This window comes from Streptococcus mitis (assembly GCF_001579045.1).
GTDB classification, from domain to species: domain Bacteria; phylum Bacillota; class Bacilli; order Lactobacillales; family Streptococcaceae; genus Streptococcus; species Streptococcus mitis_D.
Map to the genome: position 1 here is coordinate 36,129 of NZ_KQ970263.1, position 25,140 is coordinate 61,268.

Below are 25,140 nucleotides of genomic sequence, written 5' to 3' on the forward strand. Positions count from 1 at the left end.
ATATTCCTTTCTCTACTTTGAACCAAAAGCTAGGCCAGCAGACCTAGCTATTTTTAAATTTATTGATTTTCATTTCAAATTGGAACGAAGTTCAATTTGAAATCATCTGCTTCTTTCGCCGTGGTAAAAGTGATGGAACTGATTTATCAGTCCCATCACAGGGGATTTTTGAGACCATAGGCTCAAAAATAAGCAATGAAACCATCGGTTTGCTTGCGTCCCTCACCACCTAAGAAAGGAGCAAAAAATCTTATCTCTTAATTTCTTCCATGACATACGCCTCAATCACATCATCCATCTTGATATCATTGTAGCCATCAATCATCAATCCACCTTCACGACCGTTTGTAACTTCCTTAACGTCGTCTTTATAGTGTTTCAAGCTTGCAAGTTCACCATCGTAAATAACGACACCGTCACGAATAACACGGACTTTAGAGTCACGGGTAACTTTACCGCTAGTAACCATAAATCCACCGATAGTTCCCACTTTAGACACCTTGAAGGTTTCACGAATAACTGCTTCACCGATAACTTTTTCTTCAAATTCTGGATCAAGCATCCCTTTCATGGCTTCTTCCATCTCTTCGATAACCTTGTAGATAATGCTGTGGAGACGGATTTCCACATCGTCAGCTTCAGCTTGTTGACGTGCTTGTGGTGTAGGGCGTACATTGAAACCAACGATAAAGGCATTTGAAGCTTCGGCAAGGGTCACGTCTGATTCGTTGATGGCACCGACCGCTGAGTGGACGATGGTAACTTTGACACCTTCCACATCAATTTTCTGAAGTGAGGCAGAAAGGGCTTCAACTGAACCTTGTACGTCTGCCTTGATGATAACGTTAACTGACTTGAGTTCACCAGCTTTAAGCGTATCAAAGAGGTTTTCAAGGCTAACACGTTGGGTAGCTTGACGTTGTTTCATGAGGGCACGTTTGGCACGCTCTTCACCTGCTGCACGCGCAGATTTTTCATCTTCGTAAACGGCAAAGTGGTCACCCGCCATCGGTGCTTCATTCAAACCTGTGATTGAAACTGGTGTTGATGGTCCAGCAACTTTAACACGACGACCAAGGTCGTTGGTCATAGCACGGACACGACCGAAGGTATTTCCGACAACGATTGGGTCTTGAACATTCAAGGTACCTTGTTGAACAAGAAGGGTTGCGACCGCACCTTTTCCTTTATCCAAGCGTGCTTCGATAACTGTACCGATCGCACGAACTGTTGGGTCTGCTTTAAGTTCTTGGATTTCAGCCACAAGAAGGACTGTTTCCAACAATTCTTCGATGTTTTGGTTGAATTTAGCTGAGATTTCAACAAATTCAGAATCTCCACCCCAAGCAGTTGACATAACTCCATGCTCTGCCAATTCACCGATAACGCGTTCTGGGTTGGCACCTGGTTTATCAATCTTGTTAATGGCTACGATGATTGGAACGTTGGCCGCTTTTGAGTGGTTAATGGCTTCGATAGTCTGAGGCATAACCCCGTCATCTGCCGCTACGACCAAGATAGTAATATCGGTAACAGAAGCACCACGCGCACGCATAGATGTAAAGGCTGCGTGTCCTGGTGTATCAAGGAAGGTAATCTTCTTGCCATTTTCCACGATTTGGTAGGCACCGATATGCTGAGTGATACCACCCGCTTCACCTGTCGCAACACGAGAGTTACGAAGGGTATCTAGGAGTGTTGTCTTACCGTGGTCAACGTGTCCCATGATAGTTACAACTGGTGGACGCTCAACCAATTCATCTTCATTGAGATAACCATCTTCGACAAAGAAACGTTCGATATCGGCATTATCCACTTCAACCTTTTGTTTGGCTTCAATACCATAATCCACCATGAGGAGCTCAATTGTTTCTCCATCCAAGGATTGGTTCTGTGTGGCCATGACACCCATCATGAAAAGTTTCTTAACGATTTCAGCTGGTTCACGTTTGATACGTTTTGCGATTTCCGCAACGGTCATACCATCTGTATATTCAAATTCTGTTGGCAATTCATGGAATTTACGCTCTGTAACAGGTTTTGGAGTCTGATTACGGTTGTTCTTGTTATTGCCTTTTTTGTTCTTCTTGTTGTTATTCCAGTTACTATTCTTTTGATTTCTCACTTGATTTTGACTACTTCGATTCTTTTGTTGTTTTCTAGGACCATCTTCTTCGTGATCATAATCGTCACGATTTTTGTCTGGTCGAGCTTGTTTTTTACGACGTGTATCCACTGCAGGTTCTGTTTTCTCAGGGACGACTTCAACCACTGCTTGAACTTGCTGTTCTTGTTGCGCTTGTTCAGCTAACTTAGCCACTTCTTCAAAGATTTCCTCTGGCTCCTTGCGTTTGTTTGCTTGGGCCAAGGCTTCTTTGGCAGCCTGAGTCTGTTTGAAACGTTCCTCACTTGAACGTGCATATTCTGCATTTTGTTCTGCTTTTAGAGCTGCTGCACGAGCTTTAAAGTCAATACGTGGAGCCGCTTGATTTGGACGCTTGTCCTCTTGTTGACGGCGCTCATTTCTACGATTTTGCTGACCTTGCTGCTTCTTAGCTTGGTCATTAAAGCGACGATTGTCGCGGTTGCCTTGACCTTGTTTTCCACCATTGCGACCGTCGTTTTTCTGACGGTTTCCGTTTTGTTGTTGGTCACGGTTATTGCCCTTATTTTGCTTGCGTCGTTCTGCCTGCTCTTTGGCACGGGCTTCACGCTCAGCCTTGAAATTACGGCTTTGCGGTTTAGCCACTACTTTTTCTGCTTTAGGAGCAACTGCCTCTGCAGGTTTTGCTTCTTCCTTAGCTACAGCTGGTTTAGCTGGCTCAGATTTTTCGGCTTTCTTTTCACCTTTATTTTCTGCACTTGCTTTTGGTGCTGCAGGTTTTGCTTCTACTTTCGGAGCAGCTGCAGGCTTAAAGCTGGCAGCGATTTTTGCAGCGACAGCTTCTTCCACACTTGATGAATGGCTTTTCACATCCAAGCCCAACTCTTTTGCACGTGCTACAACTTCTTTGCTTTCTTTTCCAAGCTCTTTTGCGATTTCGTACAATCTTTTCTTAGACAAATCATGTCCTCCTCTTCTATTCCATAAGAGACCTCATTTTCTTTGTAAATCCAGCATCTGTTACAGCCAAAACCTTTCTCGATTTTCCGACTGCTATGCTTAATTCCAGTGTTGAAAACACGGTTACAATTTCTACTTGATAATAATGACTTTTATCTTGAATCTTCTTGGTCAGATTGGGTCCAGCATCATGAGCTAGAAAGACCAACTTGGCCTTGCCGTCTTGAATGGCCTTGACCACCAATTCTTCACCCGATATAATCCGCCCTGCTCGCTGAGCAAGTCCCAAGAGATTGCTTATCTTTTGCTTATTCAAGTCCCAACTCTCTTCTTTTCACTTTGTGATCCACATAAGCGATCAACTCGTCATAAAAGCTTTCATCCACTTCCATGCTAAAGCTGCGGTTAAAGACCTTCTTCTTTTTCGCCTCTAGGGCTTCTGCATTGTCTAGCTTGATATAAGCGCCGCGGCCGTTAGCCTTGCCTGTCGGATCGATAAAGACTTGTCCTTCCTTGTTCTTGACAATGCGGAGCAAATCACGCTTATCAATCACTTCATTGGACACAACAGACTTGCGCAAAGGGATTTTTCTTGTTTTCATCTTTCCCTCCTCTAGCAGCTTTTATTCTTCGACAGTATCGTTTTCTGCTTCCAAATCTACCGAACCAGCTTCTTCCATGGCTTCAAATTCGCTAGCAGACTTGATGTCGATACGGTAACCAGTCAAGTGAGCCGCCAAGCGAACATTTTGTCCACGACGACCAATGGCAAGAGAAAGCTTGTTATCAGGAACAACTACCAAGGCACGTTTGCTGTCGTTTTCGTCAAAGATAACTTGGTCAACCTCAGCAGGAGCGATGGCATTGTAGATAAATTCAGCTGGATCTGCTACCCACTCGATAACATCGATATTTTCTTCGATTGGCACCATACGATCATTCTTAGCATCGTAGCGAGCTGGGTGGAATTTGCTAGTGATTTTCTTGATATTCGCTCCACCGCGTCCAACGATTGTACCGATAGCATCCACGTTTGGATTATGACTACGAACGGCAACTTTAGTACGGTCACCAGCTTCACGAGCCACGCTCATGATTTCAACCGTTCCGTCATAAACTTCTGGAATTTCTTGCTCCATCAAACGTTTGATCATTTCTGGATGGCTACGGCTAACAAAGACGTTGACACCGCGAGGGTTATCTTCAACCTTGTAGACATAAACTTCAATACGATCATGAGAAGCAAAAACTTCTCCAGGAATTTGGTCTTGTTTTGACAATTGGGCTTCGATACTACCAAGGTTGACATAGATAAAGCGGTTGTCAAAGCGCTCTACTGTACCAGACATGATTTCTTGCTCATGCTCTTTGTAAGTATTGTAAGTAATGGCACGTGTTTGCTTGCGCATTTTTTCCATGATAGTTTGTTTGGCAGATTGGGCTGCTACACGACCAAACTCAGCAGGCGCTTCTTCAAACTTGATTTTGTCACCAAGCTCATAGGCTGAATTGATGGCAAGAGCATCTTTCAAGCTGATTTCCAAACGGCTATCAAATACTTCATCAACCACTTCACGGACAGTATAAACGGTAAAGTCACCTGTTTTTTCGTTAAAGTCAATGGCTACGCTGTCTGATTGACCATAGCGTCTGCGATAAGCGGAACGAAGCGACTCTACTACTGCGTCGATGATATCTTCTTTTTTGATTCCCTTGTCTTCTTCCAAAATGCGGAAGGCCTCTAGCATTTCTTTACTCATGTTTTCTTCACTTTTGAATCCTCAAAAGCTATCCTTTCTTTTTCTATAATTTAACTGCTAAACGTGCTTTTGATACTAAACTGTATGGAATTTGGACGGTTTTCTTACGCGTCTTGTCCATATATTCCATAGTCAACTCGTCCTCTTCAAAGGCCAACAAGGTTCCCTCAAAGACTTTCTGCTTGTCGATAGCCTTATAAAGACCAACGTGAATGTATTTCCCAACTGCTCCAGCTATAGCTTCCTTGGTTTTCAAAGGACGCTCCAAGCCTGGACTGGTGATTTCTAGGAAATATTGTTCTGGGAAGGGATCTGGCTTGATGGTGTCTAGGACAGGACTGATCATTTCTGTCAAGTCTGCCGTGTCGTTCAAGGTAATTCCTTCAGGTTTATCTACAAAAATACTGAGAATCATGTCACTGCCAATCTTTCCATACTCGATATCCACGAGTTCGAAAGGAGCTTCTATGACAGGTTCTACAACTTCTCTGACTAATTCTACGATTGTTGCGATTGCGTCCACCTCCTCATAAGCAAGAGGCGAAGATATTTCCCCGCCTCACTTTTCATATTCTTACTCTTAGTATAGCACGTTTGCCAACTTATGTAAAGCAAAAGCACTTATACAGCCTGATTTCAGGTTAATTCTTAAAATTCTGCCTCAACTCGGTAGATAACTTGCCCCTTGTTGGAGAATTTTTGCTCGTATTCTGTCATGACATTGCCTTCAAAATCACTGGCATGTAAATCAAGCCAGACACCATTGAGCTTCATGCCATACTGAGAAAAACTCACTAGGCTGTACTCAAACAAGCCACGGTTATCCGTCTTGAAATGAATTTCTCCATTTTCAGGCAAGATACGCTTGAAGGTATCCAGGAAGGTCTTGTAAGTCAAACGACGCTTTTCATGGCGTTTTTTAGGCCATGGATCTGAAAAGTTCAGATACAAGCGATCAATCTCACCGTCTTCAAAGTAGTCAGTCAAGTCAGAACCATCTACCCACAAGAGCTTGATATTAGGTACTCCAACTTCAAGCACCTTGTCCAAAGCGTAGCTCAAAACAGACTTTTGAATGTCAATCCCGATATAGTTGATGTCAGGGTTTTGCTTGGCCATACCTGAAACAAAGGCACCCTTTCCACTTCCAACTTCCACATGAATGGGATTATCATTGCCAAACAAGCCCCTCCATTTTCCCTTGGCTTCCAAGGGATTGAGGACCACATACTGGGGATTTGCCTCTAGTAATTCTGTCGCCCCTTTACGATTTCTAACTCTCATCTTCTCTTTCCATACTTGTCTCGGAAGTGACGCAAGCCATGAATCTCCCAATTGACATTTTCTAAATCTTGGTTCATATAATACTTGGAAATCTGGCTCAAGTAAGACAGTTGACCATACCAGTACAATTTACTTAATACCGTTTGATTGTACTTATAACCGTAGTAGGTCAACCATTCCTTCCACTGATGTTCTGGAATATAATGGCAGAGCATATGGGCCACATCAAACATGCGGTCAGTCAAGCGAACCGAATCCCAATCCACCAAATAAATCAAGCCACTGTCTGTCTCAATCCAATTACTATGTCGTACATCTCCATGGACAATGGTCGCATGGTCCTCTCTAAATCCTGGAATAGTCTGACGTAAATCAGCCATCACTTCACTGATAAAATGATTTTTACGCAAAGCATCTGGAGCCGTTTCCTGCCAAGACTGCAGTAAATCTACAGGTGTTTCCATGGCATACCCCAAACGACTCAACTGTGTCATCAACGGACGTGAGCGATGAAGGCGGGTTAAAATATTGACGATTTGCTTACGATTCATATCATAGGGGGTCAATATCTTGCCAGTCAACCATTCTTGAGCACACATATCACGCCCATCTGCCAAACGGCGACTCCATAATAATTGTGGAGCAATTTGTTCTCTAGCTAGACCAGGTAGGATTGGAGAGGTGTTCATTTTTACAAAGATACGCTTCCCATCAGGATAGCTACCCATATAAGCCTTGCCACTTTTCCCAGGTATGGGAGTCAGTGTTAGCTCATTATCACCCAAATCCATTTCTTTCCTCCGTATAAAGTTTCCTTACTATTCTACTAGTTTTTGGCCTATTCGTCAACCGCTCCACACCCGATTCTCAAAGAAAAGCATTTCGGGTAACTTCCTTATAACTCTTTCCTTTTGAGCGAAAATAAATAATCTGTAGACGTTTGTGATATTTGGCGTACGATGAATCTCTTAGGAGTTTTGCAATTTTCTGTATTTCTTCGTTTGTAAGTTTCATAACTACCATTATAAGATGTTTTTTTGATTTTAGGATAGTAGCAGCCGTGCTATGAGTCGTGTTCGTGTCCAAATCATGAATCAATTCGATAGAATATCTCATGAATACAAGGCTATTAAACGCTACTGGAAACTCATTCAGCAGGATAGTCGTAAATTGAGTGATAAACGATTTTATCGTCCTACTTTTCGTATGCACTTGACGAATAAAGAAATTCTAGACAAGCTTTTGAGCTATTAAGAAGACTTGAAACACCACTATCATCTCTATCAACTCTTGCTTTTTCACTTTCAGAATACGGAGCCTGACAAATTTTTCGGACTTATTGAGGACAATCTTAAGCAGGTTCATCCTCTTTTTCAGACTATCTTTAAAACCTTCCTCAAGGATAAAGAAAAGATTGTCAACGCTCTTCAACTACCCTATTCTAACGCCAAATTGGAGGCGACTAATAATCTCATTAAACTTATCAAGCGAAATGCCTTTGGTTTTCGGAACTTTGAAAACTTCAAAAAACGGATTTTCATCGCTCTAAATATCAAAAAAGAAAGGACGAAATTTGTCCTTTCTAGATCTTAGCTGACTTCAACCCACTACAGTTGACAAAGAGCCAAAAATTTTACGAAATGCTAAAATAATTATATTGTCTCACACAAAAACTAGATAATTCAAAAATTCACCTATCGACTATCTGTGTTTGACTACAAGATATAGAAAATCTATTATTTTGGGAGGTGACAATAAAAGTGAATAATGTAAAAATTTAGAATTTTCAACATAGCTAAAATTATCCAACATGGGTAATCTCCATAGCAACTTCATTTTTTAATAACATTTGCAGTCGTTCATTATCTATAAATCTTTCAACTCCATAAAAATCAAGTAAATATTGAGGAAATGCACTAAGTAACAATACTCGTTCAAGAGGTAATATAAAGTCGTTATACTGCTTTAAAAATATGTCTTTAGAATCTATAGTCCCCTCTTGAATAAATGAATTGATTTTTAAATAAAATAATATATAAGTTGTATAAAGAATCAAACTAAGCCAAATTTGATTTTTATCTTTCATTCTAATTTGAAATGGACCATTTTCTTTAATAAAAATCTTACACTCATCTTTAAAGTGAACATCGCTAAACACAGGGTATGTAATAAGATTAATACTATCACAATTTATAAATCTTTCATGAAAGTAATTATTGGCTTCCACCATAGGATAACTTAAAAAAAGTTTACCATTTTCGGTTGCATTATCAAATAAGTTTAACATCTCCTCAATTTTGTTATATATTTCGTTATATATTTTTTCTACATCTTTATCTTTTTTATCTTCTTTATAGTGTTGGGCATCTAAATCGAAAAAGAGATAAATTAAAGAGAAGTCCTCGCTAGTATATTCAAATTCCCCATCAGATAATTCACAAATATGTTCTACTGTTTGTTCATATTGGTTTTCTTTTAATTTATTATATAAGAAATAAATGTTTGTAGAAAAAATGACTATTTCATAATCAATTTTATGAGAAAAAAAGTCACTTTGAAAATTGCAAACCGATTTCACGAATTTTGTATCCGGTTTTTTGCCCTCAGTAATAAATAGTATTCTTTTAGTTTTTGACATCAGCAAAGAACCCTGTTCTGTACATTTTCTCTAAATTTTGTGTTTTTCTTATAACCATATCTGTTTTATTTGAAAGACTAGATATTTCATTATCTTCAATGATGTAATAACAATCTGGTCGTAATAAAGTATTAGACATATTAGTGGTATTATGTGTTGTTATAACTAATTGGAGAGATGGTATTTTTATTAATCTTTTAATAATTTCACGAGAAACATCATTATGAAAATATGCATCAAATTCATCCATAAAAACAAAACGAACTTCTTTTTCAAACGATAAATACCAATAAAAGAAAAGTGTTAGTGATCTAGTCCCTTTAGACATAATGCCCCAAAACTCTACTTCCTTGCCTGAGTCAAATTTCACATAAATCTGTTTTTCTCCATCAACCTCTTTTTCAAATAGATTATAATCTATACCTAAATCTTTTAAAAATTGATTATAGTTACTAAGGTTTCCAGTCTCAATAATTGCTGAGGCAATGGATTCCGAACCTGTTTTAAAACCTCTATACCTGTTTCCGTCCAGCGAATCAAAAGATAGCATTCTATTGACAAAATCCATAAAAAGTAAAAATACTTCAACATTTTTATCTGTCTTAGGATTTAATGCGGTATTATTCCTAATATATTTAACTAACGATAGATCCTCAGTATCAAAATCAAATGTTAGATGCTCGGTACCTTTCAAGGTTGCTTTTTCTCTCTCATTTTTTTGACGAGAGTCTATTACTGGAGTTCCATTAATCAAAACAATTTCTTCTACTAATCTTAGAAAGCTAGATTTCTTATATCTATATATAAGTTCATCCTTATCAAACTGAAAAGTATATTCAAATTCTGCTATATCTATATCACTGTCTAAATTTAAGTAATGTTTATCATATTCTTCTCTTCTAATATGTTTATCTGTCAAATGTGAAACTATATCCATAAGAGCCAAGCCTAAATTGGATTTCCCGCTGGCGTTATCTCCATAGATTAGTGAATCTTTAACAAGGTTATCTTGAATTGCATCAGTATTATATTCGTAATTCCCTGAGGTAAAATCGAAGATTAATTCATCTTTAAAATTCTTAAAACCTTTAACTTTAAATGTTTTAATCATGTTTCCTCCTTAGTGTAATTTTTTTACACCGACTCTATAATACTAAAGAATAATCCAATTGTCAAAGAATTTTAGCTATTTTCTAGAATCCAGCTTAGCATCAAAATCAAAGACAGGGAAATTCCTCTGCTGACTTCCGCCAAGTGTTGAACTCCTGCGCCAGAAGAAATAGCGAAGAAATGAATATAAACTAGCGTCTCAAGCAGACTTAGAAGAAAGATTTCAATGAAGAGCAAGAGTTGTTTCTTGCTTAACATCCCAAAAGAAATCATTTCAAACTGTCTAGCATAAGCGACACTCATCGAGGTTACAAGAAGACTTACAATAATCAGTGCAGGCTCATTTTGAAAAAAATCCCCATGGTTAATCGTATAAGGAACTGTAATGACGATTAGTAGTACTAAAAATCCAAAGCATAAGGCATGAAATTTATCAAAAAACTCTATAAAACTATCCTCCTCAACAAACAGACTTCCCTACAAGTCATCCTTTAGTTCTAGCCTTTCTAAAACAAACCATTTGAGTAACCAAAATCCGACCACATAACCACCCCCTAAGAAGATAGCCATTAAAGATAGCATGGGATTTAGGAAATAAAAGGCCACAACAGATACAAAGGTTAGCACAAAAACATTAAAAGCAATGGTGTCAGAAGCCAAGACCAGAATATAGGGTGTCAACCAGTCTAAGGTTTTGGAATCTAGGAAAAATAAGTGTTTATACATGATGACCTCCTCTTGCCAGACTGTGGACTAAGCGCAGATTAAGAAGAAAGCTCTTCCTCTACTTTTTATAATACTTCAAGCCCCAAATGAGCAGAAGCATGATAAGCAAGCAGAGAATAGCGCCAATGTAAGCGATTAGTTGTTGATAGGATTCTCCTGCTGTGATACCTCTATACAAACAGATAATAGACATAAAACCTGTTAAACCAATATACATGAGTTGATTGGTTCTAGGACTAACTAAATCATCATCTTCAAACTTTCTTATCCTCATTTCCCTAGTGAGGTAAACAGTGACCAAAATAGAAGCCAAATTAATAACCACTAAAAGAAATTGGAAAACCAATGAAAAAGTTAAAAACTGACGAGATAGAAATAGATAAGTAGATACAAGTAAGGGCAACTGACCTAGGAACAATCTTGCAAGAAAGATGTTCCGTTTTTTAGCAAGAAAAGTTTTCATTTCTTTGCTCCTTTCTTTTTAGTTAAAGCAAGATAGATTATAACCGCAATCATATAGGCTATAGTATAAAATAGCTGATACCAAATACTTTCCCTAAGCGGATAAAGAAAGATGGACATGATTAAATACAAAACGAAAATAATCAGTATTTTTTTCTTCATAAGATTTCCTCCTAAATGTATGCTTTATCTTAGTTGAGCTACAACCTTTACACTGCTAGTATAGCACTCATTTTGACCTTGGATCACTCAAATCATAAATGGTCATCAAAACATCTTGAATTGTTAAAAAATTTAAAAAGCAAGCATGAAAGACATACTTGCCCTTTACACCATATTGATACCAACTTAATTTGTAGATTTTTATCCTGCTATCACATATCATTTTAACAGGCGAAACAATATTAAAGAAACTCCACTGTAGATTAAACTAGCGATAAAAAATCTCTTTATCTAATTAGATCTATCTTTATTCTTCTTTGGAGATTTTAAAAATTTTTTCCTAATTAAAGAAGTAATAAAAGAAACAAACATACTAACAACAAAAGCAATAAGAAAACTTTTGAAATCCATAATTACCTCCAAGTACAGCTCCTCTACATACAAGCTCAAACCTTTAAGCAAGCATAATAGCCAATTGTAAAATTGTTTTTGCATTCACGAGGAATACCTCTTTTTACTTTCGTCCTATTACAACCTTAATAAGGTTAGTATACTACTATTTTTTAAAATTTTCCATCCAAATCACAAATGGTCATCAAAACATCTTGAATTGTAAAAAATTTAAAAAAGCAAGCATGAAAACATACTTGCCCTATGGGAATTTAACAATAATCGAAAACGATTCACCCTTACTTCCGTCTGTTCTCATAGATTCTCATGATTGCAACAAGGATACAGGCTGTCCCACCTGCCAAAGCCAGGAGGGTAATGATAATGTTGAGAATTTCAGGCGTCCTCTCTATTCTGTTGACAAGACGGACTAAAGACAATACTGTCAATAAGAGTAAAGCTACTGACCTTGTCCGAATTAATGAAGTCATTCGGTTCTCAACCGCATATAAGAATGATGGTAACATAACACAGGCTATAGCAATCACAAACAGGTTGCCCCCTGTTTCTTCTCCCTTGTTCACCACGGAAATCATGAGAAGATTCGATGCTATGATCAACGTAGAACAGATGATAAAAAAGGATTTCTTATTCATTTAATATACCTCATATACTATGGTAAAAGTCAAACTGGACAAAGACAAACTTTAACTGTTAGCTTCTGAAAATTGAAACATTGTTTTTTTCTTCCTCTTCGTCTTCTTTTCTTTTATTTTCTTTATAATCGTTCAGCATTTCAAAACCTTTATCAAAAGCAAAAAAACCTAAACCTAAAGAAAACGGCGCTCCGACTATTTCTATAACTTTTGCTCACCTTGGCCCAAAATCTTCTGAAAAATAAGCAAGCGCCCCGACGGCTACAACTGCTAAAATTAAAAAATATGCTCCAAAATCTGCACTTTCTGTTACTCTAGCTTTTTCTGTTCTACTATTCTTACTCATGATAATTTTCCCTTCATTTTCGATTTTCTACTTCAGCTAATACTAACTATTTACCATGCTTTTTTACCTATGCATTAACTACTATTTAATCCTATAAGAGTTGGTATTCCACTTTCGGCTACAACCTTAACAAGGTTAGTATACCACTATTCTTTGAAATTTTCCATCCAAATCATAAATAGTCATCAAAACATCTTGAGGCGTTAAAATAATCGAAAAAGAAAGTATTTCGGAAATACTTTACCTTTTACCATTCATTTCATATACAATTATAATCTTTTATATATAAAATAAATACACCTATTTTCTCACTCTTGTCTATAGGCAAATGTTAGCTATATGTTATTACAAACAAATAATATCATTGCCCCTGTTTACTATCTATTTTTATTTATGAATTTTTTGTTTCACTTTAATCATTATAGAAGCCATAAAAAATGCGACAGCTAGCCGAATCAGTTGGTAACTTTCTTCCTCTCCTGTTTTCGGTAATAATTTTTCATTCGAAGTAATAGATTTGCTTACATAATCAGTCCCCTTAACATCAGTTGAAGGAGTTTTATTTTCTTGAGCAACATCAAAAATAGGTTTGGGAGTTTCCAATTGATTCTTATTGTCTAACATTGCTAAATTGTCAGATTGAGTAGTTTTAGCTTCAGAAGTTGAGTTTGTACTCTCCACTTTCCCACTATTTTCACTATTAGAATTGGGATTAGCATTGGATATTTTCATTTCAGTTCTTTTTTCATCACTCATACCTTTGCTGTCACTTACAACTTTATCACTAATATTCATGCTGTCACTTCTAGTATTCTCATCACGGACACTTTCAGTTACTGTTTCCTCAGAAGATTTCACTGTCTCCGTTTGCTTAGGTGAGTTTCTCGAGTACATATAATCATACACCTGTTGTGCAGTTGCTCCGCCACCAACCCATCCAGATATCGGATGTCCATTTTTTAAATACAAAATTGTTGGTGTTCCTGGAATACCGACTTTTTTAAATAGAAACTCTCTCGCTTCCCCATCAAAATCCTTACCATCCAAATCATAATACTCTAACTTCTTTTCAATCAAGTTATTAAATTCTTTCAATTCAGGAGAAAATTGACGACAATGAGAGCAAGTTTTTCTACCAAAATAAATAGTATGTTCCAATTGATCCTCTGTAAAAGATTGACGTACAGCTTCAATATCTATCTTTTTAAAGTCCGTAACATTCTTCTCATACTCTTCTGGGGTTACAACAGAAGGTTTATGCTCCACCTTTTCCTTAGCCGATGGCAAATCTGGTGCCACAACAGAACTAGGATTCGTCTGGATAGATGAAGTAGTAGGCTGCTCTTCTGCATATACAACACCCGTAGTAATAGATGCAAATACAAGTGGTACAAGTAATAGCGATTTTATCTTTTGATTCTTCATAAGAATACTCCTTTACATTTGTTATCTTTATCTTACCTTATTTAAGATTACAAATTCATATAAATCTTAAATGGTCATCGAAACATCTTGAATTGCAAAAAAATTCATTATAAAAGGGTAAGTATTTCGAAAACACTTATCCCTTTATACTTCATTAAGCTCTACTTTTTATAATACTTCAAGCCCCACATAAGCAGAAGCATGATAAGCAAGCAGAGAATGTCACCAATATAAGCGATTAATTGTTGGTATAATTTTCCTGCTGTGATACTTCTATACAAACAAATAATAGACATCAATCCTGTCAAGCCGATGAATATAAGTTGATTGGTTCTAGGACTAACCAAATCATCATCTTCAAACTCTCTTATCCTAACAGTAACTAAGATAAAAACCAAGTTGATAATCACTCAAAGAAATTGGATGACAATATCGGCATCCAAATAGTGATAATAGCATCGTTTATTATCGGTCACAAGGTGTTTTGAAATAATTTCTTTTAGATTCAACTTTGTGAAGAGTTCTTTGAAGAGCAGAAGACCAGCTTGATTGGTCAGATTTCCACCATCGAAAGAAAAGTGTGATAAAGTATTGTTTTTCGTAGACTTATTTGATATACTGTGCATTGAAGTTTCCTTTGTTTTTATTTTTTGCACTTATATCATAAAGGAGAAACTCCTTTTTATCCAGTAAAAACAGCACCCAATAGGGGAAAAGAGAAAAGCATCTAGAATCCTTGGTTTCATATCGATTCTGGATGCTTTTTTGTGTTATTTATGAATAATCGGGTTTCTCTAATGTGGCCATAAAAACGAAGCTGCCGCTCCACCTGCTGCGCAAATCAAATAAATCTGAGGAGTTGGGAAAGGGATTGTCTCCATACAAAGCGAAATCCCCTCAACTGCACCGCCTACTCCACTTAAAAATCTGTCTGCAAGTTGTTTATCACCAGCTGTTATCGTTGTTAGTTTTTCATCAGGTAAAATGATGAAATTATTTACTGATTGTTCCATTATTTTCACACTTTCTTTGTTAAATTAATTTGGCTAGTAGATAAAAGATAGATTAAAACATTAAAAATAATGAAAACATGGCCATAGAATAAAATCATCTTCGCATCCAAACCAAGATAAAGTTTGAAAATCAAAAAGATGAGCAAAAGGATTTGAAACCATACCGTTTTTCCAAAAATAAATTTAAAGCGATTTTGAATGTCTGCTTCCTTGATTTTTACCGCCAAACCTTTATTAGTAAGAAGGAAAACTCCTGCTTCAAACAAGCCACTGTAGAGAACAAGCCACCCAATCGATACATTAGAGATTTTCAAAAATGTCCCTAAAAGAATATCCAACGTACTACTCAAGAAAATAACAAGAAATAACCTGTATCTCATATAAATCACCTCCTTTTACTACTATAGTAAATTGAATCTAGCATCGCACAATGTCGTTTTTAAAGCATTTTTAGAAATTGCTTTAAATCTCTTAATCAATTTGTTACTATTATATTTTAATCTGCTATATCCCTAAAAATTTAACTTGCCCTCAAAGCTCCCCAAACTGCTGTACAGAACTGTGCTCCTAAAATCCCTCCAGCAAAAGTTCCCACAACTGGGATAACACTCCCCAGAGCTGCACCTCCTATTGTACAAATTCCCAATGCTTGAACAACTTCTCCAGCCCCTACTTCATCTCCACCTTCAACGCAAGCAAGCATTTCATTATCCATAACAGAAAATTGTGACATTGTTTTTGTATTCATGATGAATACCTCCTTTTTATTTTTAATTTTTGTCTTGTTGCAACCTTGACAAGTTTAGTATATCACCGTTTATTAATTTTTTTCATCCAAATCTTGAATTGTCATCGAAACGTCTTAAATTAGCTTTTTTATTTAAAACCACCTCTAAATTTTTTTTAAAGATAATTTCTAATCACTTTTTTACCATTCAGGAAGTTTCAATGACTATTCAAGATTTCATAAAATATGAACCTATTTTTATGACATAATATACCTATCTACTATATGAAAGGAATTGCCAATGACTTCTTATAAACGTACATTTGTTCCTCAAATAGATGCTAGAGACTGCGGTGTTGCTGCCTTAGCCTCGATTGCTAAATTCTATGGTTCAGATTTTTCTCTAGCTCACTTGAGAGAACTTGCAAAGACCAATAAAGAAGGAACGACTGCTCTTGGCATTGTAAAAGCCGCTGATGAAATGGGCTTTGAAACAAGACCTGTTCAAGCAGATAAAACGCTATTTGACATGAGTGATGTCCCCTATCCATTTATCGTTCACGTTAACAAAGAAGGAAAACTCCAACATTACTATGTTGTCTATCAAACAAAGAAAGACTATCTGGTTATTGGTGATCCTGACCCTTCTGTAAAAATCACCAAAATGTCAAAAGAACGCTTTTTCTCTGAATGGACTGGAGTAGCTATTTTTCTAGCTCCCAAACCTAGCTATCAACCCCATAAAGATAAAAAGAATGGTCTACTAAGCTTCCTTCCTCTGATTTTCAAACAAAAATCTCTCATTGCTTACATTGTTCTCTCAAGCTTATTGGTCACGATTATCAATATAGGTGGTTCTTATTATCTTCAAGGAATCTTGGATGAATACATCCCAAATCAGATGAAATCAACTTTAGGAATCATCTCAGTTGGTCTGGTTATTACCTATATCCTCCAACAAGTCATGGGTTTCTCCAGAGATTATCTCCTAACTGTTCTGAGTCAGAGATTAAGTATTGATGTGATTTTATCCTATATTCGCCATATTTTTGAACTTCCTATGTCTTTCTTTGCAACACGTCGTACAGGAGAAATCATTTCACGGTTCACAGATGCTAACTCTATTATAGATGCCTTGGCCTCTACCATTCTTTCTCTTTTTCTGGATGTTTCTATTCTGATTCTTGTAGGAGGCGTCTTACTGGCACAAAACCCTAATCTCTTCCTTCTTTCTCTTATTTCTATTCCTATATACATGTTCATCATCTTTTCTTTTATGAAGCCTTTCGAAAAAATGAACCATGATGTCATGCAAAGTAATTCTATGGTTAGCTCTGCCATTATCGAAGATATCAACGGGATTGAAACTATAAAGTCGCTCACGAGTGAAGAAAATCGCTATCAAAATATAGACAGCGAATTTGTAGATTATTTGGAAAAATCCTTTAAGCTCAGTAAATATTCTATTTTACAAACGAGTTTAAAGCAGGGAACAAAATTAGTTCTGAATATCCTTATCCTATGGTTTGGCGCTCAATTAGTCATGTCAAGTAAAATTTCTATCGGTCAGCTGATTACCTTTAACACACTTCTTTCTTACTTTACAACTCCTATGGAAAATATTATCAACCTCCAAACCAAACTCCAATCTGCGAAGGTCGCTAATAACCGTTTGAACGAAGTCTATCTAGTCGAATCTGAATTTCAAGTTCAAGAAAACCCTGTTCATTCACATTTTTTGATGGGCGATATTGAATTTGATGACCTTTCTTATAAGTATGGTTTTGGACGAGATACCTTAACAGATATTAATCTCACGATTAAACAAGGAGATAAGGTTAGCCTAGTTGGAGTTAGTGGTTCTGGTAAAACAACTTTAGCCAAAATGATTGTCAATTTCTTTGAACCCTACAAAGGACATATTTCCATCAATCATCAGGATATTAAAAACATTGATAAAAAAGTCTTGCGCCGTCATATTAATTACCTACCCCAACAAGCCTATATCTTTAATGGATCTATATTGGAAAATTTAACCTTGGGCGGTAATAATACGATTAGCCAAGAAGATATTCTAAGAGCTTGTGAATTAGCTGAAATCCGTCAAGACATTGAAAGAATGCCTATGGGCTATCAAACTCAGCTCTCTGATGGAGCTGGTCTATCAGGAGGACAAAAGCAACGAATAGCCCTCGCTCGTGCTCTTTTAACTAAATCTCCTGTTTTAATACTAGATGAAGCTACTAGCGGTCTTGATGTCTTGACTGAGAAAAAAGTTATAGATAATCTTATGTCCCTAACTGATAAAACCATTCTCTTTGTAGCCCATCGTCTCAGTATAGCCGAACGAACCAACCGTGTCATTGTTCTTGACCAGGGGAAAATCATTGAAGTTGGTAGTCACCAAGAGTTAATGCAGGCGCAAGGTTTCTACCATCATCTATTCAATAAATAAGGAGAATGTCATGAATCCTAATCTTTTTAGAAGCGTCGAGTTTTATCAGAGACGTTACCATAACTATGCGACAGTATTAATCATACCTCTTTCATTACTGTTTACTTTCATCTTGATTTTCTCCCTCGTTGCCACAAAAGAAATTACTGTCACTTCCCAAGGAGAAATCACCCCTACAAGTGTCATTGCATCCATTCAGTCAACCAGTGATAATCCTATCCTTGCTAATCATTTAGTGGCAAATCAAGTAGTTGAAAAAGGTGACTTACTCATCAAATACTCTGAAACAATAGAAGAAAGTCAGAAAACTGCCTTAGAAACTCAATTACAAAGACTTGAGAAGCAAAAAGAAGGACTTGGAATTTTGAAGCAAAGCTTAGAAACAGCGACTGATCTTTTTTCTGGCGAGGATGAATTTGGCTACCATAATACCTTTATGAATTTTACTAAACAAGCTCATGATATTGAACTGGGTATCACAAAGACTAACACTGAGGTTTCAAATCAAGCTAATCTTGCCAATAGCAGTTCATCAGCCATCGAACAAGAAATTACAAAAGTTCAACAACAAATTGGAGAATATCAAGAGTTGAGAGATGCTATCATAAATAAAAGGGCTCGCTTACCAACTGGCAATCCACACCAGTCAATTTTGAATCGTTATCTTGTAGCCTCACAAGGACAAACACAAGGAACTGCAGAGGAGCCGTTTTTATCTCAAATTAATCAAAACGTTGCAAGTCTTGAATCATCTATCGCAAGCCTCAAAATTCAGCAAGCTGGTATCGGAAGTGTAGCAACTTATGATAATAGTTTAGCAACCAAAATTGAAGTACTCCGCACTCAGTTTTTACAAACAGCTTCTCAGCAACAACTAACCGTGGAAAATCAATTAACAGAATTAAAAGTACAACTAGATCAAGCAACACAGCGTTTGGAAAACAATACCTTAACCGCCCCAAGTAAAGGTATCGTTCATCTGAACAGCGAATTTGAAGGTAAAAATAGAATTCCAACTGGTACAGAAATTGCTCAAATATTCCCTATCATCACAGATACAAGAGAAGTACTAATCACTTACTACGTATCTTCTGACTATCTACCTCTACTGGATAAAGGACAAACTGTAAGATTAAAACTGGAGAAGATTGGAAATCACGGCATTACCATCATCGGTCAACTTCAGACAATTGATCAAACTCCTACCAGAACAGAGCAAGGAAATCTCTTTAAATTAACCGCTCTTGCAAAACTATCTAATGAGGATAGTAAACTCATCCAATACGGCTTACAAGGTCGCGTCACTAGTGTAACTGCAAAGAAAACATATTTTGATTATTTCAAAGATAAAATTTTAACCCATTCTGATTAATTTTCAGATAACACTCTATAACTATTTATTATCTTATCAAAAAGGAGAATTGTAACATGGATAAGAAGCAAAACCTAACTTCATTTCAAGAACTAACAACTACCGAACTCAACCAAATTACAGGTGGAGGATGGTGGGAAGATATCTTATACGACCTTAATATAATTAAGCATAACAATACGAAAGGACTTCATCATCCAATACAACTATAAAAAATAAGACCGAGTAACAAGAACTCTCGGTCTTATTTTTTCATCATTCTGTAGGTATCATAGTAAGCACCTGACGAAAGACTTGATTTTGGCAGGTAGTATTTAAACTGGCATTGGGATAACTTTCCACAATCTTCATAACGGTATAGAGACCGACACCTCTCTCCTCCCCTTTAGAACTAACTCCAAAGGAGAAAATCTCAGAAATATCTATCCCCTCTTCTTTGATGGAATTTTCGATGATGAAGGTCTCCTGTGCTCCATTTTTTAAAAAGGCGATTGAAACATGAGGTTGACTAGCCTCTGCACTGGCTTCAATAGCGTTGTCACAAAGGATAGACACAATGGTTAGAAAGTCAAGCAAGCTCATCCCCTCGACCTGAATCTCCTCAGGAACTTCGACATTAAATACAATGTTCTTATCTCTGGCTTTTAGAAATTTCCCTGCTAGAAGACTTTTGAGGGCACGGTCACGAACATTTACCAATCGTCCAAGGTCATATTTATTATCCTGCAATTTTTCACTAGAATCCTTTAAGACCGAATCGTAGACCTCTTTTATCTGCTCCATATCCTCCTCTTCAATGCCCAGACGTAAGCTGGTCAAGAGGTTGGTGTAGTCATGGCGAAAGCTCCGTACTTCCTTGTAAAGTTCCTCTATCTGCCGACTATAGCGTTCCATATCTCTATAGCGCAAGGCCTGCTCTTGGTCCAGTCTCTCACGGAGTTTGTCCTTCAAATAGGTATCCAATTTCTTGATAACCCCCATAAAAAAGAGGAGGTAAAAGACTAGGATGAGATGGCGAATAGTCTTTGATTGAATACCTTGCTCATATTCAAAGTAAGACAGAGTTTGTATCACCAAATAGTAAGCCCCCATTATCCAGTTAATTTTAGTCAGGGACTTTTGAAAGGCTTTATCTAGAATCTCCCTTCTCAAGCTAGTGAAATCATAGTCCAACCATTTCAAAAAGGCTAGAGAAATGAAGAAATTGAAAATTATTATACACAACCAAATCAAAGAGTAATCATCATGTACTTGCCCTTGTCCCAAAAATGGAAGCACAAAATAAGAAAGACCTCTATAAAAGAGATTCACCAATATCATTGGAAAGAGACCATAAAAGAAAAGGAGTTTTTTAGGGATCCCTCTTAACAATAAGAAAGACAAGCCTATGCCGTACAAGGGAGTCGTGAAATAAGATAGGTAAGTATTTCCTACTATATGGCTAATCATTACAAAAACAAAGGCCAACAGTATCCTAAAAAGAAAGGCCTTAAAAATCCTCTCAAAAGTGAGACCAATTCCATCTACCTTAAAGAAAATGACAATTTCTAGCCCATTAGTAATAAGTATATATAATAATATCCAAGCAATATTCATAAACTCTCCTAGCTCAGTGTAATTTATTGATGGCTTCAGACACTTCCCTGACCTTATAACGCGCGATCAGACAACTTCCACCATTGGGAAAGAAAAGGAGTTTTTCTTTCTTATCCAAATGCACCACATTTGCAGGATTGATGAGAAAGGAGCGGTGGCACTGCAAGAGACGGGGTTCCTGCTTAAAAACCTCCTCTAAACTCGCTGTAAATTCCAGCCTGTCTGTCTTGGTATAGAGAATAACACGATGGGCTCTGGGAGACGTTTCGAGATAGTAAACCTCTTTAAAAGGATACTGGAATTGGGCAAATTTTGATTTAAAGTAAAAGCAATCTTCCGCCAGACTTTTACTATCTTGACCATTGGCATAGAGAAGGGCTGTCTCAATACGAGATTCAAACTCCTCTGCTGAAAGGGCCTTATCAATGTAGTCCAGAGCAGACACCTGATAGCGAAAGGACAGGGGCATAAACTCCGAGTGAGTCGTCACAAAGACAATCAGGGCATAGGGGTCTCGATCCCGAATCTTTCTAGCCACTTCCAGACCCTTCATCTCCTCATTTCGAATCTCAATATCCAAAAAGAATAGCTGATGAGCTCCCTTCTCATGCACCTCTGCTAGCAGTTGATCTGGCTTGCCAAAGACCTCAAAAGAGCTAGGAATGATATGATGTTCCTTCAAAAGTTTCTCAATCGTCGTTTCAATCCTAGTCTGTTGGGAAAAATCATCTTCTAAAACAAATATTCTCATCTTCTTACTCTCCTTCTTTCAACCATTTTTGACGAATTTCTCTATAGCGACGTCTGGCATACTTGACAGCGTATTGACCTTCTTCTCCAAGAAAAAGGATTCTTTCTTGAAAATCAATCGATTTTAATTTATCAAGATTAACCAAACAATTTCGATGACATCTCATCAAGGTTTCCCCATATTGGTTCTCAAGATTACTTAAATTTTGAACCATATTAAAACTAGCTTCTTTTGTAACAATCTGTACGGTATGGGCTTTAGTTGGATGTGCTTGGATATAGTAGATATCGTCGACGTTTACTTTATAGACTGTTTTCTGTGTCTGAATAATCATATGTTTCATTGGATTCTCCTCCTAAGAAAAGAATAACAGAAAAGTTCTCACACAAGCGCACCCGATCCTAAACAGTCTTTGAAAACTCCTAAAAGGACTATTTTTCTACAACATCATGATGAGCTTACAACTATTTTATCATAAAATTCACTCAGCGCAATTCAAGACATTTCAAGGACAATTAAAGATTTGAAGGTGAAAAAGGAGATAAAAGTGATAGACTATGATTATAGAAAGACTATGTTTGCAACAACTTTAAAAATCATCAAAAAAGGAGGGGTGCATATGATTTATTCACATCCACCATGATTAACACCCTATAAATATACTCTATTGCAATTGACGTAAATATAACAAGGAGAAAATTATGGCCAAGTCAAATAAAACAAAACAATTAACATCAATCGAACTTTCTCATATAAATGGCGGTAGTATTCCATATGGATGGTATTCTCCGTTTCATATGATTAGCGATAATGTACTATGTAGAAATGGATATTCATATAATAAAGCTAATCTTGATAATGGTAAATGTATCATTGATTGGGGCAACATAGTTGGCAATGTTGCTAATAATATAGGTGCCTCACTAGGAGATTTACACAATCCCTTACCTTAAAACATAAATTATATAGGAGGTCACGTAAATGACAGACCCAATTAAAACTGCTCAGGCACTGATAACTGACTTAAACAAAGCCTACCAAGCATGCAGACAGGCAACCGCTGACGACGTCCGCTTTCAGGAGCAATTAAACTCTATTCTTGGCTTTCTAGCCAAGGCTGAGACAGTGGATAATCGAGTCTTGATTGAACTGGAAAAATTTTACCAGACTTCCAGTCTTCTCATGGGACTCAGCACTCTTGATCCAGATGCCCCTACCCGCGCCGCTTGGCGGGCCTATGACCGCTTCCACTTTGACCAGGTCAAGACCAAATTGAGTCTCTACGGACCAACCATTATCCTGTAGAAAATAAAAGAAGTTGAGACAAACTGAACTCAACTTCTTTTTTAGTGTCATATAGGCAATGTTAGTCCTGCATCTGACGTTTGACCTGATAAGGCAAATACAAGACTAATAAAACCAAACCAGCTCCTAGTAAGGCTAGAAGGGCTAGTTTTTCTCGGAAGGTAATCAACCCAACAACTAATTCCACAAGTAAAACAAAACTGGTCAATCCTCGGACTACCGCCTGCAAACCTTTTTCCTTTTGCCCCTTGTCCAGTGGAAAGAGTTGGGTCAAATACTGGTAGTCAAAGGCGTGATAGAGGGCCAGCAACTGGAAGAGCAAAAGGTAGTTAAAGAACACTACCACTGCTGTCGCAATCCAGGCTTGCTCGATAAAGACCTGCGCCAGCAAGGAAAGTAGGAGCAGACGGAGATTGAGGGCAAAGAGGTCTCCATTTCGCAGATAAGAACGCAGATAGAGATTTTGCCAAATCTTTCCAGGTACCTTCTGAACAACCTTTAGGATAAAGTCCAGATAGGCACGACGCTTGACGCTGTTTGAAATTCCCTTTACCTGCGTAAAGAGGGCAAAGAAACGAAGCAAGACTTGCTTACGCTTGCTTTCTTGGGAAATAACATAGTCCCAGTCCAGTCTATTTTCAGTGAAAAATTTGCTGGCCTTTTGACGAAAGAGGAAATATTTTCCTACCCCCAATAAAAGCACATAGACCAGAAAAACAGGCAAGCCATAACCCATGGCTAAAAATAAGGGCGCAAATAAAAGCAAGAAAAGGGTCTGGACAAAGAGCCAAAAGACTAGGGCAATGCCAGTTTGACGCTTGAGGTGGAGCTTGATTTCCTCTTCTCCAACTAAGAGAAAGAGCTTGTCTGGAGCCTCCATATAGGTGGCAATTCCTCCCCAAAGCAAAAGTAAAACAGACGTAATTCCTACAAACAAAAGGATAGGCCAATGATTTTCAGGAAAATGTTGCAGGAGTTGGCTGTACTGGTAGGCTAGAAAGCCCAGCAGGACAAGCAGGAACAAGACAAAGTGGTCATTGAGAACATAGCGCAGATAACCAATACACTCCTTACGAAAAGCCTGCTTTCTCTTTAAAAACAAGTCTTTCATAGCCCCTCCTCTTTGGTCAGAGCCAAGTAAATATCATTCAAACTAGCCTCAGGCATGTCAAAGGCTTCGCGCAGTTGCAGGAGATTCCCCTTGGCACGCACCTCTCCCTTGTGGAGAATGACAAAGGCATCACACATCTTCTCCGCCGAATCCAGCACGTGGGTACTCATGAGAATGGACTTGCCCTTTTGCTTTTCCACTTCCAAAAGCTGAATCAAGTCTGCAATAGCCAACGGATCAAGACCAAGGAAAGGCTCATCCACGATGAAAAGACTTGGATCCACCACAAAAGCACAGATAATCATGACCTTCTGCTTCATCCCTTTGGAAAAATGAACAGGGAACCAGTCCAATTTCTGATCCAGACGGAACATTTTTAGCAAGGGCTCTACTCGATCAAAAGCTACTTTCTGCTCAATACCATAAGCCATGGCAACCGTTTCAATATGCTCTCTGAGGGTTAATTCCTCATACAGGCTAGGTGTCTCGGGAATGTAACCAATCTGCTTGCGGTAGCTAGTCGCATCTTCTTGCAGGGTCAGGCCATTGATATTGATGGAGCCACTATAAGGTGTCAACAGACCGATAATCTCATTGATTGTCGTTGATTTTCCAGCACCATTGAGACCAATCAAACCGACCAACTGCCCACTTTCAACAGTAAAGGACACATCTTTCAAGACAGGGACATGGACATAGCCACCTGTCAGGTTTTTAATTTCTAACATATTTTCTCCAAATCTGGTATAATGTAGCTATATTATATCAAAATTCAATACAGTAGAGG

29 protein-coding genes and 4 pseudogenes are annotated in these 25,140 nt (G+C 37.6%); 6 read left to right on the forward strand and 27 right to left on the reverse strand.

The genetic code is table 11. The features are described 5' to 3' along the window. Positions 1-250: 250 nt before the first annotated feature. From infB to SMIDD28_RS12205, 8 genes and pseudogenes are all read right to left on the reverse strand, one after another. Complete coding sequence (gene infB, locus SMIDD28_RS06310; RefSeq protein WP_061425318.1) at positions 251-3,064, reverse strand: translation initiation factor IF-2; 2,814 nt, start codon at positions 3,062-3,064, stop codon at positions 251-253. A gap of 16 nt (positions 3,065-3,080) precedes the next feature. After that, positions 3,081-3,380 carry a YlxQ-related RNA-binding protein gene (locus tag SMIDD28_RS06315; protein ID WP_001041390.1) on the reverse strand — a complete coding sequence of 100 codons (300 nt, stop codon included), beginning with the start codon at positions 3,378-3,380 and terminating at the stop codon, positions 3,081-3,083. After that, the gene (rnpM, locus tag SMIDD28_RS06320; RefSeq protein WP_000857561.1) at positions 3,373-3,666 is read right to left on the reverse strand and encodes an RNase P modulator RnpM; all 294 of its coding nucleotides are present in this window, start codon (positions 3,664-3,666) and stop codon (positions 3,373-3,375) included. Before rnpM ends, SMIDD28_RS06315 begins: the two co-directional genes overlap by 8 nt. 21 nt (positions 3,667-3,687) lie before the next feature. Then, complete coding sequence (gene nusA, locus SMIDD28_RS06325; protein ID WP_000032274.1) at positions 3,688-4,824, reverse strand: transcription termination factor NusA; 1,137 nt, start codon at positions 4,822-4,824, stop codon at positions 3,688-3,690. A 43-nt stretch (positions 4,825-4,867) separates the two neighbouring features. After that, entirely contained in the window at positions 4,868-5,347 is a 480-nt protein-coding gene (gene rimP, locus SMIDD28_RS06330; RefSeq protein WP_016399196.1) for a ribosome maturation factor RimP, read from the reverse strand. 125 nt (positions 5,348-5,472) lie between these two features. Beyond that, positions 5,473-6,108 (reverse strand): tRNA (guanosine(46)-N7)-methyltransferase TrmB, encoded by a 636-nt coding sequence (gene trmB / locus SMIDD28_RS06335; protein ID WP_061425319.1) that lies wholly within the window; start codon positions 6,106-6,108, stop codon positions 5,473-5,475. Then, complete coding sequence (gene ccrZ, locus SMIDD28_RS06340; protein ID WP_061425320.1) at positions 6,105-6,899, reverse strand: cell cycle regulator CcrZ; 795 nt, start codon at positions 6,897-6,899, stop codon at positions 6,105-6,107. Before ccrZ ends, trmB begins: the two co-directional genes overlap by 4 nt. Positions 6,900-6,996: 97 nt before the next feature. Then, positions 6,997-7,122 (reverse strand): annotated as a pseudogene (locus SMIDD28_RS12205) (IS630 family transposase); the annotation flags it as partial. Positions 7,123-7,164: 42 nt separating this feature from the next. Between SMIDD28_RS12205 and SMIDD28_RS06345 the strand changes: the two are divergent. After that, positions 7,165-7,701: pseudogene (locus SMIDD28_RS06345) on the forward strand (transposase); the annotation flags it as partial. Between the two features lie 208 nt (positions 7,702-7,909). Here SMIDD28_RS06345 and SMIDD28_RS06350 read toward each other — a convergent pair. The 14 genes and pseudogenes from SMIDD28_RS06350 to SMIDD28_RS06410 all read right to left on the reverse strand — a co-directional run bounded on the left by SMIDD28_RS06350 (position 7,910) and on the right by SMIDD28_RS06410 (position 15,784). Continuing rightward, positions 7,910-8,746, reverse strand: coding sequence for a hypothetical protein (locus SMIDD28_RS06350; RefSeq protein WP_061425321.1), 837 nt, complete (start codon positions 8,744-8,746; stop codon positions 7,910-7,912). Next, entirely contained in the window at positions 8,733-9,857 is a 1,125-nt protein-coding gene (locus SMIDD28_RS06355; RefSeq protein ID WP_061425322.1) for an AAA family ATPase, read from the reverse strand. The genes SMIDD28_RS06350 and SMIDD28_RS06355 overlap by 14 nt, the downstream gene beginning before the upstream one ends. A gap of 92 nt (positions 9,858-9,949) precedes the next feature. Next, positions 9,950-10,303: pseudogene (locus SMIDD28_RS06360) on the reverse strand (CPBP family intramembrane glutamate endopeptidase); the annotation flags it as partial. A 30-nt stretch (positions 10,304-10,333) separates the two neighbouring features. Then, complete coding sequence (gene blpZ, locus SMIDD28_RS06365; protein ID WP_061425323.1) at positions 10,334-10,582, reverse strand: immunity protein BlpZ; 249 nt, start codon at positions 10,580-10,582, stop codon at positions 10,334-10,336. 58 nt (positions 10,583-10,640) lie between these two features. Continuing rightward, a complete protein-coding gene (locus tag SMIDD28_RS06370) occupies positions 10,641-11,045 on the reverse strand; it encodes a hypothetical protein (RefSeq protein ID WP_061425324.1) in 405 nt (134 codons plus the stop codon). Further along, the gene (locus SMIDD28_RS11180) at positions 11,042-11,206 is read right to left on the reverse strand and encodes a hypothetical protein (protein WP_081103239.1); all 165 of its coding nucleotides are present in this window, start codon (positions 11,204-11,206) and stop codon (positions 11,042-11,044) included. Before SMIDD28_RS11180 ends, SMIDD28_RS06370 begins: the two co-directional genes overlap by 4 nt. Before the next feature lie 291 nt (positions 11,207-11,497). After that, the gene (locus SMIDD28_RS12495) at positions 11,498-11,701 is read right to left on the reverse strand and encodes a PncF family bacteriocin immunity protein (protein ID WP_061425325.1); all 204 of its coding nucleotides are present in this window, start codon (positions 11,699-11,701) and stop codon (positions 11,498-11,500) included. 194 nt (positions 11,702-11,895) lie between these two features. Beyond that, positions 11,896-12,087, reverse strand: a complete 192-nt coding sequence (locus SMIDD28_RS12555; protein ID WP_416069022.1) for a hypothetical protein — start codon at positions 12,085-12,087, stop codon at positions 11,896-11,898. A gap of 379 nt (positions 12,088-12,466) precedes the next feature. Continuing rightward, positions 12,467-12,598 (reverse strand): hypothetical protein, encoded by a 132-nt coding sequence (locus SMIDD28_RS12420; RefSeq protein ID WP_269139752.1) that lies wholly within the window; start codon positions 12,596-12,598, stop codon positions 12,467-12,469. 387 nt (positions 12,599-12,985) lie between these two features. Then, a complete protein-coding gene (locus SMIDD28_RS06390) occupies positions 12,986-14,023 on the reverse strand; it encodes a DUF6568 family protein (protein WP_061425327.1) in 1,038 nt (345 codons plus the stop codon). A 161-nt stretch (positions 14,024-14,184) separates the two neighbouring features. Further along, positions 14,185-14,499: pseudogene (locus tag SMIDD28_RS12500) on the reverse strand (immunity protein). Between the two features lie 318 nt (positions 14,500-14,817). Further along, the gene (locus tag SMIDD28_RS06400; protein WP_000438254.1) at positions 14,818-15,036 is read right to left on the reverse strand and encodes a hypothetical protein; all 219 of its coding nucleotides are present in this window, start codon (positions 15,034-15,036) and stop codon (positions 14,818-14,820) included. Positions 15,037-15,041: 5 nt separating this feature from the next. After that, complete coding sequence (locus tag SMIDD28_RS06405; protein WP_001270579.1) at positions 15,042-15,416, reverse strand: hypothetical protein; 375 nt, start codon at positions 15,414-15,416, stop codon at positions 15,042-15,044. A gap of 140 nt (positions 15,417-15,556) precedes the next feature. Further along, positions 15,557-15,784 carry a Blp family class II bacteriocin gene (locus SMIDD28_RS06410; RefSeq protein ID WP_061425328.1) on the reverse strand — a complete coding sequence of 76 codons (228 nt, stop codon included), beginning with the start codon at positions 15,782-15,784 and terminating at the stop codon, positions 15,557-15,559. A gap of 280 nt (positions 15,785-16,064) precedes the next feature. On the opposite strand from SMIDD28_RS06410, the gene blpA reads away from it, so the two are divergent. From blpA to blpC, 3 genes are read left to right on the forward strand one after another with little or no spacing between them, the layout of a single operon-like run. Further along, a complete protein-coding gene (blpA, locus tag SMIDD28_RS06415) occupies positions 16,065-18,218 on the forward strand; it encodes a peptide cleavage/export ABC transporter BlpA (protein WP_061425329.1) in 2,154 nt (717 codons plus the stop codon). Between the two features lie 10 nt (positions 18,219-18,228). Further along, positions 18,229-19,590, forward strand: a complete 1,362-nt coding sequence (locus SMIDD28_RS06420) for a peptide export ABC transport accessory protein BlpB (protein WP_061425330.1) — start codon at positions 18,229-18,231, stop codon at positions 19,588-19,590. A gap of 56 nt (positions 19,591-19,646) precedes the next feature. Further along, a complete protein-coding gene (blpC, locus tag SMIDD28_RS06425; RefSeq protein WP_061425331.1) occupies positions 19,647-19,802 on the forward strand; it encodes a quorum-sensing system pheromone BlpC in 156 nt (51 codons plus the stop codon). A 43-nt stretch (positions 19,803-19,845) separates the two neighbouring features. Here the strand turns inward: blpC and SMIDD28_RS06430 are convergent, their stop codons facing one another. From SMIDD28_RS06430 to SMIDD28_RS06440, 3 genes are read right to left on the reverse strand one after another with little or no spacing between them, the layout of a single operon-like run. Continuing rightward, positions 19,846-21,186 (reverse strand): sensor histidine kinase, encoded by a 1,341-nt coding sequence (locus SMIDD28_RS06430; RefSeq protein ID WP_061425332.1) that lies wholly within the window; start codon positions 21,184-21,186, stop codon positions 19,846-19,848. Positions 21,187-21,199: 13 nt separating this feature from the next. Continuing rightward, positions 21,200-21,937 carry a response regulator transcription factor gene (locus SMIDD28_RS06435; RefSeq protein ID WP_061425333.1) on the reverse strand — a complete coding sequence of 246 codons (738 nt, stop codon included), beginning with the start codon at positions 21,935-21,937 and terminating at the stop codon, positions 21,200-21,202. Between the two features lie 4 nt (positions 21,938-21,941). Continuing rightward, on the reverse strand, positions 21,942-22,280 hold the full coding sequence (locus SMIDD28_RS06440; RefSeq protein WP_061425334.1) for a LytTR family DNA-binding domain-containing protein: 339 nt from the start codon (positions 22,278-22,280) through the stop codon (positions 21,942-21,944). Positions 22,281-22,638: 358 nt separating this feature from the next. Between SMIDD28_RS06440 and SMIDD28_RS06445 the strand changes: the two genes are divergently transcribed. Together SMIDD28_RS06445 and SMIDD28_RS06450 are read left to right on the forward strand one after the other, a co-directional pair. After that, the gene (locus tag SMIDD28_RS06445) at positions 22,639-22,890 is read left to right on the forward strand and encodes a hypothetical protein (RefSeq protein ID WP_001130045.1); all 252 of its coding nucleotides are present in this window, start codon (positions 22,639-22,641) and stop codon (positions 22,888-22,890) included. Positions 22,891-22,918: 28 nt separating this feature from the next. Then, complete coding sequence (locus SMIDD28_RS06450; protein ID WP_061425335.1) at positions 22,919-23,242, forward strand: hypothetical protein; 324 nt, start codon at positions 22,919-22,921, stop codon at positions 23,240-23,242. Positions 23,243-23,303: 61 nt separating this feature from the next. On the opposite strand, the gene SMIDD28_RS06455 is transcribed toward SMIDD28_RS06450, so the two are convergent. Both SMIDD28_RS06455 and SMIDD28_RS06460 read right to left on the reverse strand, forming a co-directional pair. Continuing rightward, entirely contained in the window at positions 23,304-24,353 is a 1,050-nt protein-coding gene (locus SMIDD28_RS06455) for an ABC transporter permease (RefSeq protein ID WP_061425336.1), read from the reverse strand. Then, positions 24,350-25,081 (reverse strand): ABC transporter ATP-binding protein, encoded by a 732-nt coding sequence (locus SMIDD28_RS06460; RefSeq protein WP_061425337.1) that lies wholly within the window; start codon positions 25,079-25,081, stop codon positions 24,350-24,352. Before SMIDD28_RS06460 ends, SMIDD28_RS06455 begins: the two co-directional genes overlap by 4 nt. Positions 25,082-25,140 lie beyond the last annotated feature (59 nt).

Bases quoted from the DNA above. Each gene is read 5' to 3' on its own strand.
- rnpM (WP_000857561.1), bottom strand. From the start codon at position 3,666: ATGAAAACAAGAAAAATCCCTTTGCGCAAGTCTGTTGTGTCCAATGAA.
- nusA (WP_000032274.1), bottom strand. From the start codon at position 4,824: ATGAGTAAAGAAATGCTAGAGGCCTTCCGCATTTTGGAAGAAGACAAG.
- trmB (WP_061425319.1), bottom strand. From the start codon at position 6,108: ATGAGAGTTAGAAATCGTAAAGGGGCGACAGAATTACTAGAGGCAAAT.
- ccrZ (WP_061425320.1), bottom strand. From the start codon at position 6,899: ATGGATTTGGGTGATAATGAGCTAACACTGACTCCCATACCTGGGAAA.
- SMIDD28_RS06350 (WP_061425321.1), bottom strand. From the start codon at position 8,746: ATGTCAAAAACTAAAAGAATACTATTTATTACTGAGGGCAAAAAACCG.
- SMIDD28_RS06355 (WP_061425322.1), bottom strand. From the start codon at position 9,857: ATGATTAAAACATTTAAAGTTAAAGGTTTTAAGAATTTTAAAGATGAA.
- blpZ (WP_061425323.1), bottom strand. From the start codon at position 10,582: ATGTATAAACACTTATTTTTCCTAGATTCCAAAACCTTAGACTGGTTG.
- SMIDD28_RS06370 (WP_061425324.1), bottom strand. From the start codon at position 11,045: ATGAAAACTTTTCTTGCTAAAAAACGGAACATCTTTCTTGCAAGATTG.
- SMIDD28_RS11180 (WP_081103239.1), bottom strand. From the start codon at position 11,206: ATGAAGAAAAAAATACTGATTATTTTCGTTTTGTATTTAATCATGTCC.
- SMIDD28_RS12495 (WP_061425325.1), bottom strand. From the start codon at position 11,701: ATGCAAAAACAATTTTACAATTGGCTATTATGCTTGCTTAAAGGTTTG.
- SMIDD28_RS12555 (WP_416069022.1), bottom strand. From the start codon at position 12,087: ATGACTTCATTAATTCGGACAAGGTCAGTAGCTTTACTCTTATTGACA.
- SMIDD28_RS12420 (WP_269139752.1), bottom strand. From the start codon at position 12,598: ATGAGTAAGAATAGTAGAACAGAAAAAGCTAGAGTAACAGAAAGTGCA.
- SMIDD28_RS06390 (WP_061425327.1), bottom strand. From the start codon at position 14,023: ATGAAGAATCAAAAGATAAAATCGCTATTACTTGTACCACTTGTATTT.
- SMIDD28_RS06400 (WP_000438254.1), bottom strand. From the start codon at position 15,036: ATGGAACAATCAGTAAATAATTTCATCATTTTACCTGATGAAAAACTA.
- SMIDD28_RS06405 (WP_001270579.1), bottom strand. From the start codon at position 15,416: ATGAGATACAGGTTATTTCTTGTTATTTTCTTGAGTAGTACGTTGGAT.
- SMIDD28_RS06410 (WP_061425328.1), bottom strand. From the start codon at position 15,784: ATGAATACAAAAACAATGTCACAATTTTCTGTTATGGATAATGAAATG.
- blpA (WP_061425329.1), top strand. From the start codon at position 16,065: ATGACTTCTTATAAACGTACATTTGTTCCTCAAATAGATGCTAGAGAC.
- SMIDD28_RS06420 (WP_061425330.1), top strand. From the start codon at position 18,229: ATGAATCCTAATCTTTTTAGAAGCGTCGAGTTTTATCAGAGACGTTAC.
- blpC (WP_061425331.1), top strand. From the start codon at position 19,647: ATGGATAAGAAGCAAAACCTAACTTCATTTCAAGAACTAACAACTACC.
- SMIDD28_RS06430 (WP_061425332.1), bottom strand. From the start codon at position 21,186: ATGAATATTGCTTGGATATTATTATATATACTTATTACTAATGGGCTA.
- SMIDD28_RS06435 (WP_061425333.1), bottom strand. From the start codon at position 21,937: ATGAGAATATTTGTTTTAGAAGATGATTTTTCCCAACAGACTAGGATT.
- SMIDD28_RS06440 (WP_061425334.1), bottom strand. From the start codon at position 22,280: ATGAAACATATGATTATTCAGACACAGAAAACAGTCTATAAAGTAAAC.
- SMIDD28_RS06445 (WP_001130045.1), top strand. From the start codon at position 22,639: ATGGCCAAGTCAAATAAAACAAAACAATTAACATCAATCGAACTTTCT.
- SMIDD28_RS06450 (WP_061425335.1), top strand. From the start codon at position 22,919: ATGACAGACCCAATTAAAACTGCTCAGGCACTGATAACTGACTTAAAC.
- SMIDD28_RS06455 (WP_061425336.1), bottom strand. From the start codon at position 24,353: ATGAAAGACTTGTTTTTAAAGAGAAAGCAGGCTTTTCGTAAGGAGTGT.
- SMIDD28_RS06460 (WP_061425337.1), bottom strand. From the start codon at position 25,081: ATGTTAGAAATTAAAAACCTGACAGGTGGCTATGTCCATGTCCCTGTC.